Origin of the sequence: Thermoactinomyces intermedius (genome assembly GCF_013912365.1) — a bacterium.
In the GTDB taxonomy this organism is placed as follows: domain Bacteria; phylum Bacillota; class Bacilli; order Thermoactinomycetales; family Thermoactinomycetaceae; genus Thermoactinomyces; species Thermoactinomyces intermedius.
Genome location: NZ_JACETT010000049.1, coordinates 65,068 through 81,018, shown reverse-complemented (window position 1 = coordinate 81,018; position 15,951 = coordinate 65,068). Strand labels below are relative to the sequence as shown.

Genomic DNA, 15,951 nt, shown 5'->3' with positions numbered 1-15,951 from the left:
ACTCTCCAAAAAAGTTTGATGTGAACTCTCAAGAATTAACGAGTCATGTCTTCACTCTTCAGTTTTCAAGGAACACTTCATTTCGTTTTGTTTGTGTCGCTCTCTCGCGGCGACAAATACGATACTATCATCTTCTCCGACACAAGTCAACACTTTTTTTAAAATAAAATCGAAAAAAATCGCGGGGAACCCAAAATCCCCGCGACCAAGCAGCCGGATCAATCCATTTCATATCTTTTCCCGTTGATTTCAAAGCTGGAAGTAATACGGGCATTTAATGAGTTGGAAACCGAGCAATACTTCTCAACGGAAAGCCGGACAGCCCGGCGGACTTTTTCTTCGGGAAGATCCCCTTTTAACACATAATGCATGTGCACGTTGGTGAAGCGACGGGGATGATCTTCTGCCCGTTCCCCTTCCACCTCCATTGCAAATCCTTCCACATTCAAACGCATCTTCCGCAGAATATCGACAATATCAATCGCGGAACAGGTTCCAACTGCCGACAAAACCATTTCAGTCGGACGCGGGCCTTTGTTTTCCCCGCCGACTTCCGGTGCAGCATCCATTGTCACCGTATGTCCTGACGGTGTTTCCGTTTCAAACCGCATTTTACCTTGCCATGTCACATTCACTTTCATTTTCATTCCTCCTAGAACATTCCATATATAATCAAGGCCGCTTCAACAATGGCCGCAAAAAACAGCAGCACCACAATGGCTGTAAGATTGGGCACCAGCCGGCTGCGAATCCTTTTCCATTCCGCAATACTGGCCTGCATCCGTTCGCTTGAAAAGACCGATAAAACCCGCCGCAACACTGCCATTCCCAAATGAATCCCCAAACCGGCGGCCATAAACAACGCCGGCAATTCCATAATACCATGGGGCAGGATCGACTGGACAAAGATGGCCCAGGGGTTTTGTCCGGAAGTATGGGATGCGATGTGAAGGGTGGTTCCCAGAAGCATTCCGTTCATCAGCATGGCCGAAAAAGGATAAATCCCGAAAAACAAAGCGCCGAGTAAAATGATCATCATCGTGGCAAACAAGTTATTCAGGAAGATTGAGACAAACGCATTCAAAAACGTCGGCTGACTTTGGATGGATTGCACCACTTTTTCAATTTCCTCAAACACCCCGGCTTGTTTCAGAAAGGTTGTCAACGAATCCCCTTGGAAGTAACCGGTCACGGCACTGGTGACAAACACGACAGCCATCATCGTAAAATATCTTCTTTCTTCGCGAATGGCGGACCACCACTTTTTCATAATTCCACTCCTTTTTATGGACAAACAATCATAACCCTCGTCCTCACGCATACATTAAGGATAGATGTTGATTCGGGGGAGGGACCGACACAATGAATTTTTTTCTTGTGCTTTCAGGCAAACGTCTGAAACGGAGTATTCTTATCCTTCTTGTTCTATTCTTTGCAGCCGGGATCTTTTATGCGGAAAACAAAAACATTCAGGTCTTTGTGCCGCTGGATCCGGGCCCGTCTGCGATTTACAGCGTCGATACAAATAAAAAACAAATCGCCTTAACCTTTGATATCAGTTGGGGGGAAGAACGCACCGGCCCCATTTTGGACGTTTTGGAACAAAAAGGGCTGAAAAAAGCGACGTTCTTCTTATCTTCTCCGTGGGCGGAAAGCCATCCCGACCTGGTCAAACGGATTGTGAACATGGGGTATGAAATCGGAAGCCACGGTCACCGGCATGATAACTACAGCGAATACAACGAAGAACAAATTCGCACTCAAATTTTAAAAGCAGACCAGATTTTGCAAAAAGCCACAGGCAAAAAACCGAATCTGATCCGGTTCCCGAACGGGGACTTTGATAAAAGGGTCCTCAAAATTGCCGACAGTCTCGGTTATAAAACCATTCAATGGGACACCGATTCCCGTGACTGGATGAATCCGGGCAAAGATGAAATTGTCAATCGGGTTTTATCCAAAGCCCATCCCGGAGACATCGTTTTGTTGCACGCCAGCGATTCTTGTCGCCAAACCCACGAAGCCTTGCCGGAAATCATTGACGGATTGCGGTCAAAAGGATATGAATTTGTCACAGTGTCCGAATTGATCTCCGGCTCCGAGGTGGATACCCAATCCGTTGAATAACGTTGCACCTACATAAGCATAGCATAAGATCAGCGTTTTCCCCACGAAAAAAGAGTCGATTCCGTTCGTTTGAACGGCAACCGACTCCTTTATTTTTTCTTTTTCGGTTTACGGGCATTTTTTGTACCGGCCTTCTTGCTCTTGGCGGACTTCCCCTTCTTCTCCTTTTCGGCGGAAGACGGTTGCACCCACCGGTGAAGCTGCAAAATTTGCCATGCATTGCAAACCAAAAGGACCAACACCGTGTGCATCATGATCAGAAGCGGGACTTCCCCTTCCTTGGGATTGATGGAAGGAATCGCTTCAATCGTTGTTGCGGCGATGACAAAAAAAAGCGTGGGTATGTATGCGCTTTGATTCGTCCACTTTTGTTTCAGGCCGGCGATCAGGATGGCCGACAAAACAATGATCGTGGGAACAAGCAAGTGAAGCCAAAATTCTTCTCCCTGATATTTTGCAAAATTCAAGTACAGCAAATTCCCGATCAGAATCAGGATCAACAAAAGCATCACCGTATCATAAACCGTTTTCTTTCGCAACAACCCCTTGGCCAACCAGTTAAACACCAGATAGGCAAAGAAGCCGAGTTCCGCGACGGCCGCCAAGGTCAAACCGAGCAAAAGCTGACTGGTCAAAGAACCGAACAACACTTCCCCCGCCGCCTGTTCAAAAAGAAAACCCAAAATAATTGCCGTAACACATCCGAGGATCAGTGTCGAGAAAAACCAATAAATCAATTTCCTTAAAGTCATAGCGGTCTCTCCTGTTTTATTTTCTTAACCGATTGTACCAAAATTGATCCTGATTTGACAGTCAGGCATAAAGCCACCGGCAAACTCGCATATTAAAAAAGAGTAAGCTCGCGAAACGGAGGATCAAAGAAGATGCAGAAGATAAAATGGATTGTTGCCATTATTGTCCCTGTATTGATGGTCGTATCATGCAGTTCCAATCAGTCCCAGCCATCCGAACCGGATTATCAAAAAATCAAGGAAATCACGCTGGACGTTTTGCATACAGGAGAAGGGAAAAAAGTGCTGGAGGATCTGATGCAGGAGCCGGAATTCAAACAAAAAATCATGATGAAATCGCAAGAAATGGAAAAGGTTCTGTCCCAATCCCTTACCGATGCCAAAACCAAAAAAGAGTGGGAAACCATTTTACAAAAGCCGGAAGTGGCCAACAATCTGTTTCAGGTCACGGAAGAACAAAACAAAAAGCTGATGAAAACCTTGTTGAAAGATCCGGAATATCAAAAAATGCTGATCGAGATCTTCAAAGATCCGCAAATGTCCAATCAGATCCTGCAAATCCTTAAAAGCCAACAATACCGGGAAGAAACCAAAAAAATCATGGAGGAACTGATTCAAGTGCCGAGCATCCAGAAAAAGCTGGGTGAACAACTCAAACAAGCCCAAAGCAAGAAACAAGGCGGCCAGGAAGGCGGCGGTGAAGAGGGAAGCGAGCAAGGTGGCGGCGGCAATCAGGTAGGAGAATCCCAACAATAAAGAGGCGGTGAAAACCGCCTCCCGTTATCCGGCGACCGGTGCTTTTTCCAACAATTTTTCCGCCAATTCCTCATATCTTTTGCCATTGGGGTGATCGGCATCATAGATCGCCGGGGCAAAATCCGGATCATCCATGTCTTTGGACTCCGGAGCCCCGAGCGGAATCTGGACCAACAGATCCACTTTTAACTCTTCGGCCAACTTCTTGCCTCCGCCGTGGCCGAAGACGTATTCCCGCTCCCCGTATTTATTTTGATACCAGGACATGTTCTCCACGACACCGAGAAGTTCATGTTTGGTCGTATTCAGTGCCATGGCGCCTGCCCGTGCGGCAACAAACGCTGCCGTTGCATGGGGAGTCGTCACAAGGATTTCTTTGCTTTGCGGAATCATTTGGTGAATATCCAGCGCCACGTCCCCTGTTCCCGGAGGCAAATCGATCAACAAATAATCCAGGTCTCCCCAGTAAACTTCACTGAAGAAGTTTCTCAGCATTTTCCCCAACATGGGTCCGCGCCAAACCACCGGTGAATTGTCTTGAACAAAAAATCCCATGGACATGACTTTCACGCCGAAACGTTCCACGGGCAAAATCATCTCGCCAATCACCACGGGACGCGTTTCGATGCCCATCATGTCCGGAACGCTGAATCCGTATATATCGGCATCAATAATGCCCACTTTTTTCCCTTTCCGGGCCAAAGCCACGGCCAGATTCACGGTCACGGTCGATTTTCCCACTCCGCCTTTTCCGCTGGCCACGGCGATAAACTGTGTGTTGGAGGAAGGATCCAACAACGGGGGAACCTGGCTTTGGCGGTTTTTTTGTCCTTCCTGACGCAAACTAGCCGCCAGTTTTTGCCGTTCTTCATCCGTCATCGATCCGAAGCGCACATTCACTTTTTCGGCTCCCAGCTGGTAAATGGCCTTCTCCACATCTTCCTGGATTTTAAATTTCAAAGGGCAACCCTGAATGGTCAAAACCACATCCAGCGAAACTTCTTTCCCTCTTATCCGGATATTTCGAATCATGTCCAACTCGACAAGGCTTCGGTTAATTTCAGGATCTTTCACATTTTTTAATGCTTCTAATATTTTTTCCTGGGTTAGCATGGCTGACACCTCAATCGAAAGCGATTTCTTATCCATTATAACACACTACTGATCAACGATTGGAGGCGGTTCTTTCCCTGTGTAATATTGGAGAATCCCCAGATAAATGGATACCGCCACTTTCTTTTGATACTCCGGTTGCGACAAAAGTTCGGCCTCCGCGGGGTTGGACAAAAACCCAACCTCGACTAAAGCCGTCGGAACCGGGGAATGATTCAAAATATACACATCCCCTTTTTGTTTCGCCAGACGTTTGGTGTTTCCCAGCTGTTTCATCAGCTCAGACTGGATAAAAGCCGCCAGCCTTTTGTTTTCTTCTTTCGCCGGATGATAAAACGTTTGGGCCCCTGACCATTTGGGTGAAGGAATGGCATTCAAATGAATGCTGATCAAAGCATCCGCTTTTTTCTCTTTGACCAAATGAATCCGGCGCATGAGATCCTCTGCTTTCCGGGAACGGAGCCTGTCAGTGTCCGGGGAAGCCAGATCCCGGTCACTCTCCCGGGTCAGATAAACCAAAGCCCCTGCTTCTTGCAAATAATCCCGCAAATACAAAACCATTTGCAACGTGATGTCTTTTTCAATGATCCCGGTTTTGCTGACCGCTCCCCCGTCCGCTCCCCCGTGCCCGGCATCCAATACAATGACTTTGCCGTTCAACGGCATGGACCATGTGGATACGATGAGATTTTTCGACATGAAAAACAAAGCCGGCAACAGGAGCAAAAGCAGAATGATTCCCGCCCACATCCTGTGTTCTTTCAACCATTTTCCCATCCATTTCGCCTCACTTACTTAAACCTGTCTATCTTCATGTATATGGACGAAACGGACAGATATGTACAAACCATCGCTCACTCGCTCCAGCCTTTCTGGAACCAAATGCGGCTCAATTCTTCCAGCAAAATCATCACCGATTGCACATTCCATTCATCCATCCACCGGAAGATGGAAAATTCCTTCACCAGCTGATCCGTCAATTGGCTGCATATTTTTTCGCGGTTGGTGATAAAAACATCCACCGGGTCGTTTTGGGTGACGATCAGGCAAAGCGATTCGGACAGAGAAATCGTTTTCTCTTCCGGTTGGTTGCAGTGGGAAGTCCGGGAAGCAGCGTCAAACGGTTGGGAAAACGTCACTTTTTGCCTCCCCGCCTTTTTCCGCTCGATCATCCCGGCCGCATACGCTTCAAAAACCATGCGGTACACCAATTCCAACAGCATAATTTTGCGTGACTCGGGCCAATAATGGGTAAACGGGTCCACAAAATCTTCCTTGATTTTTTTCAATTGGGACCAAGGAAACCGATTCAATGCCTTTAACCGGATTTGTTCCTCTCTTTTAATCTGCCATTCATCCCAGTAAAAAATTTGTGCCACCGGTGGTTTGCTCCTTTGTCCGAACTTCTCTTTTTCTTCATTGTTGACAAAGAAGCATAAGAAAAAACCAAAACCGGGGGAAGAACAGCCGATTGCTTCCGGAAAGAAAAACGGATCCAACCTCTTTGGATCCCGGGCAAGCATCCGGACTCAGCCGAAAGCAACATCCAAAATCATCATCACAACAAAACCGGCCATCAAGCTCATGGAGGCCAGGTCTTTATTCCCTCTTTCTTGCGAGCTGGGAATCACTTCTTCGACCACCACGAAAATCATCGCTCCCGCTGCAAAACTTAAAGCATAGGGCAACAGCGCCCCGATGAACGTGACAAACAATGCGCCGATGACGGCGGCAACGGGTTCAACCATCCCCGAAAACTGTCCGTAAAAAAAACTTTTTCTGCGGGACATTCCTTCTCCCCTGAGCGGCATGGAAACCGCAATTCCTTCGGGGAAATTTTGGATTCCGATTCCGACGGCAAGCGACACGGCGGCTGCCAGGGACGCTTCCGTTCCCCCGCCTGTGATGGAGCCGAAAGCAACCCCCACCGCCAGTCCTTCGGGAATATTGTGCAACGTGATGGCAAGCACCAACAAGGTACTTTTTTTCACTTCCTTTGACAGATAACCTTCCGCTTCGGCAATAGGCGCGTTTGGATGGAGATGGGGCAATATATTATCGATGGCCCCCAAAAAAATCCCGCCGGCCATAAAGCCGGTTGCCGCCGGGAACCAATCGGCAATCGCATGGCCGCGGGACATTTCAATGGCCGGGGCCAACAGCGACCAATAACTGGCGGCAATCATCACTCCTCCTGCAAACCCCAACATGCCGTCCAACAACTTTTCATTGAATCTCTTAGTAAAAAAAACCAAGGAAGCTCCCAATGCGGTCATGAACCAGGTGAACAACGTAGCAATCAAAGCCTTCATCACCGGGGAAAGAGCATAAAACGCGTCAAACATGGCGAAAAGCAATCTCCTTTTAGCTGCATTTTACTTAATAAATCCCCAAAAAATCACGAAGGTATTCCTGCTTTCCCACAGAGCAAACACCGATGTTTCACACAGGAAAACCTTCGCCTGAAAAAGAATTTAATGATGCAACCGGCTCTCGATTTTTTGTTTCATACCGTGAGGAGGGAGATGCCAATGTCGGAGATTCAAGCGGTGATCTTTGATTTGGATGGCACGCTGATTGACAGCGAACCCAACTATTTTGAAGCAGAGAAAAAATTGCTGGTGGAATACGGGATCACCGGTTTTGACTTTGAAATAAAAAAGCGGTATGTGGGCATCAGCACAAAAGAAATGCTGGAAGACTTGAATAAAACGTACGCTTTTTCGGATCCCGTCAAAGTGTTGATCGCGAAAAAGAACAAAATTTATTTAGAGATTGCAAAGAAAAAACACATGTTTTTCCCGAAATGAAAAAGTTTTTGCACATCCTTCAAGAGAACAAAATGAAATTGGCCCTGGCTTCGGGGTCTTCTCCGGACATCATTGAGGAGATCTTGTCCGTGACCCGGTTGTCCGCTTTCTTCGATGCGGTGGTTTCTTCGGAAGATGTAAAAAAGGCAAGCCGGAACCGGATGTGTTTTTGGAAGCCGCCAGACAGCTTGCCATCTGTCCGGAATGCTGTTTGGTGGTGGAGGATTCCCCATACGGGGTTGAGGCCGCCAAAGGGCCGGGATGTATTGTGTGGCGATTCCTTACTTGACGGAAGAGCCTTTGCCTGACCGTTTCCAGAAAGCCGATTTCCTTGTCAAAGAGGGAATGCGCTGTTTCTCCGCTGAAAATACGTTTGCGTGGCTGAAACAAATCGGCCATGCTTCGTGAGGAATCAAAGGGAACTCCTTTGGGACAAGGGAGTTCCCTTTCCGGTTCCCCTGCTTCCGGCTCCCGGAAGCCGCCCGAAAGGATCCCCTTTGGCTATCTTCCCTGCCCCTTGGAATGAACAGTTCTTCTTGTTTTTTAAAATGGTTCATCCTATGATAGTGGAGTGAATGATTTGCCTTGGTGCAGTTCATAATACCTCCAGATCGTTTCGTGGAAAAGGAGCGTGAATCAATGAAAAAATTCGGTCCTCTGCAACGGGTTTCCCCTGCACTTATTTTTGTTTTTTCCTTCATGATTTTATTGATTGCAGGATGTGGCACAAAGCCGCAACAAGAAACCTCTCAGTCCCCCCGAAACCCGGAAAAACCCGTCATCATCCAAGGCGCCATGCCCATTGAAGCGGAAAAACTGGCCAACCGCCTGGAAAACGTGCAAACCGAAAAATCGGGAAACTTTGTTTTTTATAAAGGAACCCTGAACCAATATCCGGTGATTGTCGTAAAAACCGGAAAAGGCATGGAAAACACGGCGGCTGCCACTGCCTTGGCCATTGAGAAGTACCAACCGGTTGCCATCATCAACCAGGGAACCTCCGGCGGACACGACCCCGGCCTTCATGTTTTTGACATTGTCCTGGGAAAAAGGGTGACTCACATCGGGTCGTTTAAAACCACGGACAAAGAAGAAGGCGAAGGAACCGATCCATCCACATGGAAACCGATGGACCTGATGGCTTCGGAAGGAAGTGCCGGGGAAGACAAAAATGCGGAAAAAATCCGTTATTATGAAGGCGATCCGGAATTGCTGAAAGCCGCTCTGGCCGTCAAAAACCAATACAAAAACGGCAAAGTGGTGGAAGGCACCATCGGTTCGGCCGACCTTTGGAACAATGAGATGGACCGGATCCAATGGTATCATGAAAAATACGGAACCTCCGTCGAGGAGATGGAAGGTGCCTCCGCCGCGCAAATTGCCGATGCCTATGATGTTCCGTTTTTGGGCATCCGGATTTTGTCCAACAATAAGACAAACGCGGGTAAATACAACCCCGATACCGCTGAAGCCTGCCAGGAATATGTGTATCACGTGGTAAGCAAATATATCTCCATGCTGAAAAACAAATAATCCCGTTGTGAAAGAGGCGTATGGAGGGTTGGCTTTTTAAACCCACAGGCCTCTTTCTCTTCAGTTTCCAACACGGACTTCCCTCCGATATCCCATCCTATTGCAAAAGGAGAATCCATGATGAGCAAACCCCGGATTTACCAAATGAGTTTTTCAAAAATCTATCCCCTGTATGTAAAAAAAGCAGAGAAAAAAGGACGAACAAAAGAAGAAGTCGATGAAATCATCCGTTGGTTGACTGGATACCGCCAAGAAGAATTAGAAGCGCACTTGGAAAAACAAACAGACCTTGAGGCCTTCTTTTTGGAAGCTCCTCAATTGAATCCTTCGCGGTTTTTGATCAAAGGGGTGATTTGCGGTGTGCGGGTGGAAGACATAGAAGAACCAACGATGCGGGAAATTCGCTACCTAGATAAGCTGATCGATGAATTGGCACGTGGAAAATCAATGGAAACGATTTTGCGCACATCATAACAAAAAAACACTGAATCCATAAAGGATTAGTTTTTTTGTTTTGGTTTGAATGGAAAAAACCCTTTCCCGAATTGTCCGGGAAAGGGTTTTGTAAAACGTTGAAATATAAAGCTTAACGTTTGGAGAATTGGGGTGCACGGCGAGCGCCTTTGAGACCGTATTTTTTACGCTCTTTCATCCGCGGGTCACGTGTCAGGAAACCGGCTTTTTTCAAAGCTGGACGAAGTTCCGGATCAACTTTCAACAAAGCCCGTGCAATTCCGTGACGAATCGCTCCGGCTTGTCCGGTGAAGCCGCCGCCATGAACATTGACCAGTACATCATAACGATCTTGTGTATCCGTCAGCACCAACGGTTGGCGAACAATGGCTTTCAAAGTTTCCAGACCGAAATATTCATCAATGCTGCGGCCGTTGATCACGATTCGTCCATCTCCGGCAACGAGGCGAACTCGAGCGACCGATTCCTTACGGCGACCGGTTCCGTAAAATTGAACTTGTGCCAAATCGGTTACCTCCTTTTATTATCCACGCAGTTCCCACTCAACCGGCTGTTGTGCCTGATGAGGATGCTCGGAACCTGCATATACTTTTAATTTTTTGAGTTGCTTGCGACCAAGGCTTCCTTTCGGAAGCATTCCTTTGACGGCCAATTCGATCATACGTTCCGGATGTTTGTCACGCATTTCGTGAGCCGCAGTCGCTTTCAATCCGCCCGGATAACGGGAATGGCGGTAATAGATCTTTTTGGTCCATTTTTTACCGGTCAATTCAATTTGACTTGCATTGATCACAATCACGAAATCGCCGGTATCCACATGCGGGGAAAACTCAGGCTTATGTTTTCCGCGAAGCAATGCTGCAACTTCCGATGCCAAACGACCCAGGGTTTTGCCTTTGGCATCAACCACATACCACTTCCGTTCCACTTCATTGGGTTTCGCCATATAGGTGGTACGCATCCGTATTCCCTCCTCTATCAACAAACGGTAAACCGTTAATCATTTTCAAGTTTTAGAAGCATTAATCAGTGACTGATTTTGCGCCGAACATAACTCCACCGGGGCATGGAGTGGAAAATACCAAGCGTTATAATATCGCAAATGAGGTGCGATGTCAAGAAAAAGACGCGGTGAAACCGGAATTTTTCCAAGGTGTATAGCCGACTTTGACCAGGACCAGTCCTTCCGGCGGAAACGTGGGCCCCGCTTTTTGCCGGTCCTTTGCCAGAATGATTCCGGGAATCGCTTCCGGCCGGATTCTCCCTTTCCCGACTTCCACCAGCGTCCCCGCGATAATCCGCACCATGTTATAAAGAAAACCGTTGCCGGTCACTTCGATGACCAATCCGCCCGGCTCCTGTTCCAAGCGGCATTGGTAAATCGTGCGGACCTTATCCTGGATCTCGGTTTTGGCGGAACAAAAAGAGGTGAAATCATGGGTGCCCACCAGATAACCCGCCGCTTCCCGCATCTTTTCCACATCCAGCGAAACGGGGACATGGGTGCGAAACCGGCGCTCAAACAAATCGGGGATCGGCCTCAAGTCCAACCGGTAGCGGTACGTTTTCCACTTTGCGCTTTTTTGGGCATGAAAGTCCATGGGGGCTTCTTCCGCCGAAAGGGCCAATACATCCCGCGGCAAGGTGCGCCTTAAGATATAAGGATATTTTTCAACCGGGATCGGACTGGAAGTCGTAAAATGACAAACCTGGTGAAGAGCGTGAACCCCCGCATCGGTCCGTCCGGAACCGTGAACCGAAACCGCCTCTCCGGTAATCTTCCGCAATGCTTCTTCCAGTGTTCCTTGAATCGTTCTTTGTCCAGGTTGGCTTTGGAAACCGGAAAAATCCGTTCCATCGTAAGCGATGACCAGTTTAATCTTTTTCAATCCGGGCTTTGCACCTCCCTATCGGCCAAACATCCACACAATGCCTCCCAACAGGATCAGGACGGCAACCAGCCACCCGTCCCGTGGGGTGAGCTGAAGCCGGCGCCATTTCGTTCTCCCTTCCGCTCCCCGGTAACATCTGGCTTCCATGGCCAGCGCCAAATCTTCCGCTCTCCGAAAGGAAGACACAAACAACGGAATGAGGATCGGAAAATATTTTTTCAACCGGGTCAGCAAATTCCCCGCTTCAAAATCCACTCCGCGCGCCATTTGCGCCTTTCGGATTTTCTCCGTTTCCTCCCACAGTGTCGGGATGAACCGGAGTGCAATGGACATCATCAAAGCCAACTCATGTGCGGGAACCCCGAATTTTTTAAACGGAGACAAAATCTTTTCGATCCCGTCCGTCAAGTCCATCGGAGACGTCGTAAACGTGAGCAGAGAAGCAATGGCGACCAGCAAGGAAAGCCGGATGGCGATCATCCCGGCCTGGCGGATGCCCTCTTCATAAACGGTGATGAAAGAAAAAGAGAAGACCACGTCCCCCCCTTTGTTCATCCACAAATGCAAAAAGGAAGACAACAGGATAATCCAAAGGACGGGTTTCAGTGCGCTGAAAAAAAGCTTGTATGGAATCCTGGCCGCACGGACGGCGGCAAGCGTGAACAACAGGAACAAGGTACTTGGCAAAACAGCTTTCAAAAAGAAAACATAAAGCATGAAGACAAAAACAAATCCCAGTTTGGCCCGGGGATCCAGCCGGTGAACAAAGGAATTGCCGGGAAGATACGAACCCACCACAAACCCTTTCATTGTGAATTCCCCCCGGAAGCAAACCGTTTTTGCAAAGCTTTTTCAAGCGCGTCCAAGGTGAAAATGGATAAAGGAAGCGGCGGATCCAGTTTCCGGTTTATTTTCCGGATCAACTGCGTGACATGCGGCAATTCCAAAGAAAGTTCCTGCCACTTTTGCTCCTGGCTGAACACTTCTTCCGGCGTTCCGGACAAGACCAGCTTTCCATCTGCCAGCACAAATACCTGATCGGCATAGCGCACGACGTGATTCATGTCATGGGTCACCAAGATGATGGTCTTCCCCTGCTGATGAAGCTTTTTGAGCAAAGCAAACAGCTCTTCTTCCCCTTTCGGATCCAATCCGGCCGAGGGCTCGTCCAGAATCAATATATCCGGTTGCAAGGCCAAAACCCCGGCAATCGCCACCCGCCTCATTTGTCCGCCGCTTAAATGAAAAGGAGAACGATCCCATAATTCCGGCGCAAGCCCGACCAAATCCATGGCCCGTCGGACCCGGCGGCTTCGTTCCGGTTCCTCTGTCCCCCGGTTTTTCAAGCCGAAGGCAATATCGGCCGCCACGGTTTCCGCAAATAACTGGTGTTCCGGATATTGAAAAACCAATCCGACATGCCGCCTGAGCGACGCTCCCGATTGGCCCCGGGCATCCCACACCAGATCCCCCACCCGGACGTGTCCCGCACCGGGGCGGATCAGCCCGGCAATACACTGGATCAATGTCGATTTTCCGGAGCCGGTTCCGCCGACCACAGCGGCAAAACTTCCTTTCGGAATGCGAAGGCCAACCCGGGACAAAGCTTCTTTCTCAAAAGGAGTATTCGGCAAATATTTCACGCTCAGGTTTTGGATAACAATCTCCATATTTCCCTCACCAGATCTTCTTTACCGTTGATCTCTCCCAGCGGCCAGCCTCTTTTCTGAAGCCGGTGTTTCAACTCCACTTCGATCGGAACCGCCAAACCCCATTGTTTCAAACTATGGGCCCGGGGGTACAGCTGCTTCACCGTCTGATCCAATTTGCATTCTCCCTGATGCATGACAATCACACGATCCGCCAGAAAAGCTTCTTCCGCAGAGTGGGTGATGTGGATAATGGTGGTTCCACGATCATTTAACGATTGCATCAAACGGAGCAACGTCTTCCGTCCAACCGGATCAAGCATGGACGTGGATTCATCAAAAATGATCACATCCGGTTCCAACACCAGCACCCCGGCAATGGCCAACCTTTGCTTCTGTCCGCCCGAAAGGTGATGGGGCTGGACATGTTCCAATCCCTGAAGTCCGACCGCTTTCACCGCTTGATCGATTTTGCTTTTCATTTCCGAACGTGAAACACCGATATTTTCCAATCCAAAGGCAATATCGTCTTCCACGGATGTCGCAACGATTTGGTTATCCGGGTTTTGAAAAACCATCCCGACTTTCCGGCGGATATTCCACAGATCTTCTTCCGACCGGGTATCCATGTCCGCCACCCGGACCCGGCCCTTTACCGGAAGCAACAGTCCGTTTGCCAACCGGGCAAGTGTGGACTTGCCGGAACCATTACTTCCGACAATGCTCACATATTCCCCGGAACCAATGGCAAGCGAAACATCTTTCAACACCCAAGGGGATTCTGACTCCTGTTCATACCGAAACCATACTCGTTCATACTGAATGATCGGTTCCATTTTTTCACCTTAAAAGAAAAAAGGGTAAACGTCAGGACCAAATGCTGGATCCTGCCTCACCCTTTCCAACAAAAAAAGATTATTTTACCAATTCAAGGAAGACCATGGGTGCACCGTCTCCACGGCGAGGTCCTAATTTGAGAATGCGTGTGTAACCACCATTCCGGTCTTCATAACGGGGAGCAATCTCATCAAACAGCTTTTTCACTGCGTTCACTTTTTGATGTGTGACTTCTTCTCCCTCTTTCACCGTGTAAGAACGATTGGTACGCACATAGGCAGCGGCTTGACGACGTGCGTGCAAATCGCCGCGCTTTCCGAGCGTAATCATTTTTTCAACGATCGAGCGCACTTCTTTTGCTTTTGCTTCAGTGGTTTCGATGCGTTCGTGAATGATCAGATCGGTAACCAAGTCACGAAGCATTGCTTTGCGTGCGCTGCTGTTTCTGCCAAGTTTTGCGTATGCCATGCTTTTCCCTCCCCCTTCAGAGATTAGTCTTCTTTACGCAAAGACAATCCAAGCTCAGCCAATTTGCTTTGTACTTCTTCCAAAGATTTGCGTCCAAGGTTACGCACTTTCATCATGTCTTCTTCCGTTTTTTGCGTCAGTTCCTGAACCGTATTGATGCCGGCCCGTTTCAGACAGTTGTAAGAGCGAACCGAAAGGTCGAGCTCTTCGATCGTCATTTCCATGACTTTTTCTTTCTTGTCTTCCTCTTTTTCCACCATGATTTCCGCATCTTTTGCTTCTTCCGTCAAGCCGACAAACAACATGAGATGTTCGTTCAGGATTTTCGCACCAAGGCTTACCGCCTCGTCCGGTTTCAAGCTTCCATCGGACCAAACTTCCAATGTCAGCTTGTCATAGTTGGTGACTTGTCCAACCCGTGTGTTCTCCACTTGATAGTTTACCCGTTCAATCGGCGTGTAGATCGAATCGACCGGAATCACACCAATCGGTTGATCTTCACGTTTGTTTTTATCAGCAGATACATATCCGCGGCCACGATTCGCCGTCATCCGGATGCGCAAATGCGCATCATCACTCAATGTGGCAATGTGCAAATCCGGGTTTAAAATTTCCACATCGCTGTCTGCACGAATGTCGCCTGCGGTTACATCTCCAGGGCCTTCCACATCGATCTCCAAGATTTTTTCTTCATCCGAATGAATCTTCAGAGCCAACTGCTTCAAGTTTAAAATAATCTCCGTCGTATCTTCCACGACTCCGGGAATCGTGGAAAACTCATGCAATACCCCATCTATCTGGATGGAATTAACGGCCGCTCCTGGCAATGAAGAGAGCAGGACACGGCGCAGAGAGTTGCCCAGGGTAGTGCCGTATCCGCGTTCAAGAGGTTCCACCACAAATTTTCCATATCGATGATCTTCACTGATCTCCACAGCTTCGATCTTCGGCTTTTCAATTTCAATCATACGGCTCACAAACCCTCCTTCAGAACGTCGCGTTCCGGGCGAAATCCAACCTCATGATTGCACGGATTTAGTATAACAGGATAAAAGAATTAGTCTTATCCAGTATACACCATCTCATGCATAAATAAACAATGGAACAGATTGGAAGCAAAAATTAAACACGGCGACGTTTCGGCGGACGACATCCATTGTGAGGGATTGGTGTTACGTCTTTGATCAGACTTACTTCCAAACCTGCCGCTTGCAAAGAACGAATCGCTGCTTCACGACCTGCTCCCGGCCCTTTCACCAGAACATCCACAGATTTCATTCCGTTTTCCATCGCTACTTTCGCAGCTTGTTCCGCAGCCATTTGAGCTGCAAAAGGTGTGCTTTTACGGGAACCTTTGAATCCCATCGTACCGGAGCTTGCCCAAGCAACAGTGTTTCCGCGCGGGTCGGTGATCGTTACGATGGTGTTGTTAAAAGTGGAACGAATGTGAGCCGTACCGGCTTCAATGTTTTTTCTTGCACGGCGTTTGACACGTTGGGTTGTCGTTTTACGTTTAGCCACAATTTTCCCTCCTTGCTAT

The 15,951-nt window shown here is 48.3% G+C and carries 22 protein-coding genes and 1 pseudogene; 7 read left to right on the top strand and 16 right to left on the bottom strand.

The window, feature by feature from the left end; all coding sequences use genetic code 11:
- Positions 1-218: 218 nt before the first annotated feature.
- On the bottom strand, positions 219-641 hold the full coding sequence (locus H1R82_RS11985) for an OsmC family protein (protein WP_181732442.1): 423 nt from the start codon (positions 639-641) through the stop codon (positions 219-221).
- Positions 642-652: 11 nt separating this feature from the next.
- Positions 653-1,270 carry a stage II sporulation protein M gene (locus H1R82_RS11980; protein ID WP_181732441.1) on the bottom strand — a complete coding sequence of 206 codons (618 nt, stop codon included), beginning with the start codon at positions 1,268-1,270 and terminating at the stop codon, positions 653-655.
- 92 nt (positions 1,271-1,362) lie between these two features.
- Between H1R82_RS11980 and pdaB the strand changes: the two genes are divergently transcribed.
- On the top strand, positions 1,363-2,127 hold the full coding sequence (pdaB, locus tag H1R82_RS11975; protein ID WP_181732440.1) for a polysaccharide deacetylase family sporulation protein PdaB: 765 nt from the start codon (positions 1,363-1,365) through the stop codon (positions 2,125-2,127).
- Positions 2,128-2,216: 89 nt separating this feature from the next.
- Here pdaB and H1R82_RS11970 read toward each other — a convergent pair whose 3' ends face one another.
- Positions 2,217-2,879, bottom strand: coding sequence for a KinB-signaling pathway activation protein (locus H1R82_RS11970; protein ID WP_181732439.1), 663 nt, complete (start codon positions 2,877-2,879; stop codon positions 2,217-2,219).
- Positions 2,880-3,011: 132 nt separating this feature from the next.
- Between H1R82_RS11970 and gerD the strand changes: the two genes are divergently transcribed.
- The gene (gene gerD / locus H1R82_RS11965) at positions 3,012-3,635 is read left to right on the top strand and encodes a spore germination lipoprotein GerD (RefSeq protein WP_181732438.1); all 624 of its coding nucleotides are present in this window, start codon (positions 3,012-3,014) and stop codon (positions 3,633-3,635) included.
- A gap of 24 nt (positions 3,636-3,659) precedes the next feature.
- Here the strand turns inward: gerD and salA are convergent, their stop codons facing one another.
- The 4 genes from salA to H1R82_RS11945 form a co-directional block, all read right to left on the bottom strand.
- Positions 3,660-4,748: an iron-sulfur carrier protein/transcriptional regulator SalA gene (gene salA, locus H1R82_RS11960; RefSeq protein ID WP_181732453.1), complete on the bottom strand. Its 1,089-nt coding sequence runs from the start codon at positions 4,746-4,748 to the stop codon at positions 3,660-3,662.
- A 45-nt stretch (positions 4,749-4,793) separates the two neighbouring features.
- Positions 4,794-5,525, bottom strand: coding sequence for an N-acetylmuramoyl-L-alanine amidase CwlD (gene cwlD, locus H1R82_RS11955; protein ID WP_181732437.1), 732 nt, complete (start codon positions 5,523-5,525; stop codon positions 4,794-4,796).
- Positions 5,526-5,602: 77 nt separating this feature from the next.
- Positions 5,603-6,127 (bottom strand): hypothetical protein, encoded by a 525-nt coding sequence (locus H1R82_RS11950; protein WP_181732436.1) that lies wholly within the window; start codon positions 6,125-6,127, stop codon positions 5,603-5,605.
- A gap of 150 nt (positions 6,128-6,277) precedes the next feature.
- Positions 6,278-7,093, bottom strand: a complete 816-nt coding sequence (locus tag H1R82_RS11945; protein WP_181732435.1) for a ZIP family metal transporter — start codon at positions 7,091-7,093, stop codon at positions 6,278-6,280.
- A gap of 186 nt (positions 7,094-7,279) precedes the next feature.
- Between H1R82_RS11945 and H1R82_RS14985 the strand changes: the two genes are divergently transcribed.
- The 5 genes and pseudogenes from H1R82_RS14985 to H1R82_RS11920 all read left to right on the top strand — a co-directional run bounded on the left by H1R82_RS14985 (position 7,280) and on the right by H1R82_RS11920 (position 9,565).
- Complete coding sequence (locus H1R82_RS14985; RefSeq protein WP_181732434.1) at positions 7,280-7,558, top strand: HAD family hydrolase; 279 nt, start codon at positions 7,280-7,282, stop codon at positions 7,556-7,558.
- Positions 7,555-7,847 (top strand): annotated as a pseudogene (locus H1R82_RS14980) (HAD family hydrolase). Before H1R82_RS14985 ends, H1R82_RS14980 begins: the two are co-directional and overlap by 4 nt.
- The gene (locus tag H1R82_RS11930) at positions 7,829-7,966 is read left to right on the top strand and encodes a hypothetical protein (protein ID WP_181732454.1); all 138 of its coding nucleotides are present in this window, start codon (positions 7,829-7,831) and stop codon (positions 7,964-7,966) included. The pseudogene H1R82_RS14980 and the gene H1R82_RS11930 overlap by 19 nt, the downstream one beginning before the upstream one ends.
- A 231-nt stretch (positions 7,967-8,197) precedes the next feature.
- Positions 8,198-9,091, top strand: coding sequence for a 5'-methylthioadenosine/S-adenosylhomocysteine nucleosidase (locus tag H1R82_RS11925; RefSeq protein ID WP_181732433.1), 894 nt, complete (start codon positions 8,198-8,200; stop codon positions 9,089-9,091).
- Between the two features lie 120 nt (positions 9,092-9,211).
- Positions 9,212-9,565: a DUF2200 domain-containing protein gene (locus H1R82_RS11920; protein WP_181732432.1), complete on the top strand. Its 354-nt coding sequence runs from the start codon at positions 9,212-9,214 to the stop codon at positions 9,563-9,565.
- Between the two features lie 112 nt (positions 9,566-9,677).
- On the opposite strand, the gene rpsI is transcribed toward H1R82_RS11920, so the two are convergent.
- From rpsI to rpsK, 9 genes are all read right to left on the bottom strand, one after another.
- Complete coding sequence (gene rpsI / locus H1R82_RS11915; protein ID WP_181732431.1) at positions 9,678-10,070, bottom strand: 30S ribosomal protein S9; 393 nt, start codon at positions 10,068-10,070, stop codon at positions 9,678-9,680.
- 18 nt (positions 10,071-10,088) lie between these two features.
- Positions 10,089-10,526 carry a 50S ribosomal protein L13 gene (gene rplM / locus H1R82_RS11910; protein WP_181732430.1) on the bottom strand — a complete coding sequence of 146 codons (438 nt, stop codon included), beginning with the start codon at positions 10,524-10,526 and terminating at the stop codon, positions 10,089-10,091.
- Positions 10,527-10,680: 154 nt separating this feature from the next.
- Positions 10,681-11,454, bottom strand: a complete 774-nt coding sequence (gene truA / locus H1R82_RS11905) for a tRNA pseudouridine(38-40) synthase TruA (protein ID WP_181732429.1) — start codon at positions 11,452-11,454, stop codon at positions 10,681-10,683.
- A gap of 18 nt (positions 11,455-11,472) precedes the next feature.
- Positions 11,473-12,267 carry an energy-coupling factor transporter transmembrane component T family protein gene (locus H1R82_RS11900; protein ID WP_181732428.1) on the bottom strand — a complete coding sequence of 265 codons (795 nt, stop codon included), beginning with the start codon at positions 12,265-12,267 and terminating at the stop codon, positions 11,473-11,475.
- The gene (locus H1R82_RS11895; protein WP_181732427.1) at positions 12,264-13,127 is read right to left on the bottom strand and encodes an energy-coupling factor transporter ATPase; all 864 of its coding nucleotides are present in this window, start codon (positions 13,125-13,127) and stop codon (positions 12,264-12,266) included. The genes H1R82_RS11900 and H1R82_RS11895 overlap by 4 nt, the downstream gene beginning before the upstream one ends.
- Positions 13,103-13,942 (bottom strand): energy-coupling factor transporter ATPase, encoded by an 840-nt coding sequence (locus H1R82_RS11890; protein ID WP_181732426.1) that lies wholly within the window; start codon positions 13,940-13,942, stop codon positions 13,103-13,105. The genes H1R82_RS11895 and H1R82_RS11890 overlap by 25 nt, the downstream gene beginning before the upstream one ends.
- A 79-nt stretch (positions 13,943-14,021) precedes the next feature.
- The gene (gene rplQ / locus H1R82_RS11885) at positions 14,022-14,411 is read right to left on the bottom strand and encodes a 50S ribosomal protein L17 (protein WP_181732425.1); all 390 of its coding nucleotides are present in this window, start codon (positions 14,409-14,411) and stop codon (positions 14,022-14,024) included.
- A 23-nt stretch (positions 14,412-14,434) separates the two neighbouring features.
- Positions 14,435-15,379: a DNA-directed RNA polymerase subunit alpha gene (locus H1R82_RS11880; RefSeq protein ID WP_049720822.1), complete on the bottom strand. Its 945-nt coding sequence runs from the start codon at positions 15,377-15,379 to the stop codon at positions 14,435-14,437.
- A gap of 154 nt (positions 15,380-15,533) precedes the next feature.
- Positions 15,534-15,932, bottom strand: coding sequence for a 30S ribosomal protein S11 (rpsK, locus tag H1R82_RS11875; protein ID WP_037997801.1), 399 nt, complete (start codon positions 15,930-15,932; stop codon positions 15,534-15,536).
- Positions 15,933-15,951 lie beyond the last annotated feature (19 nt).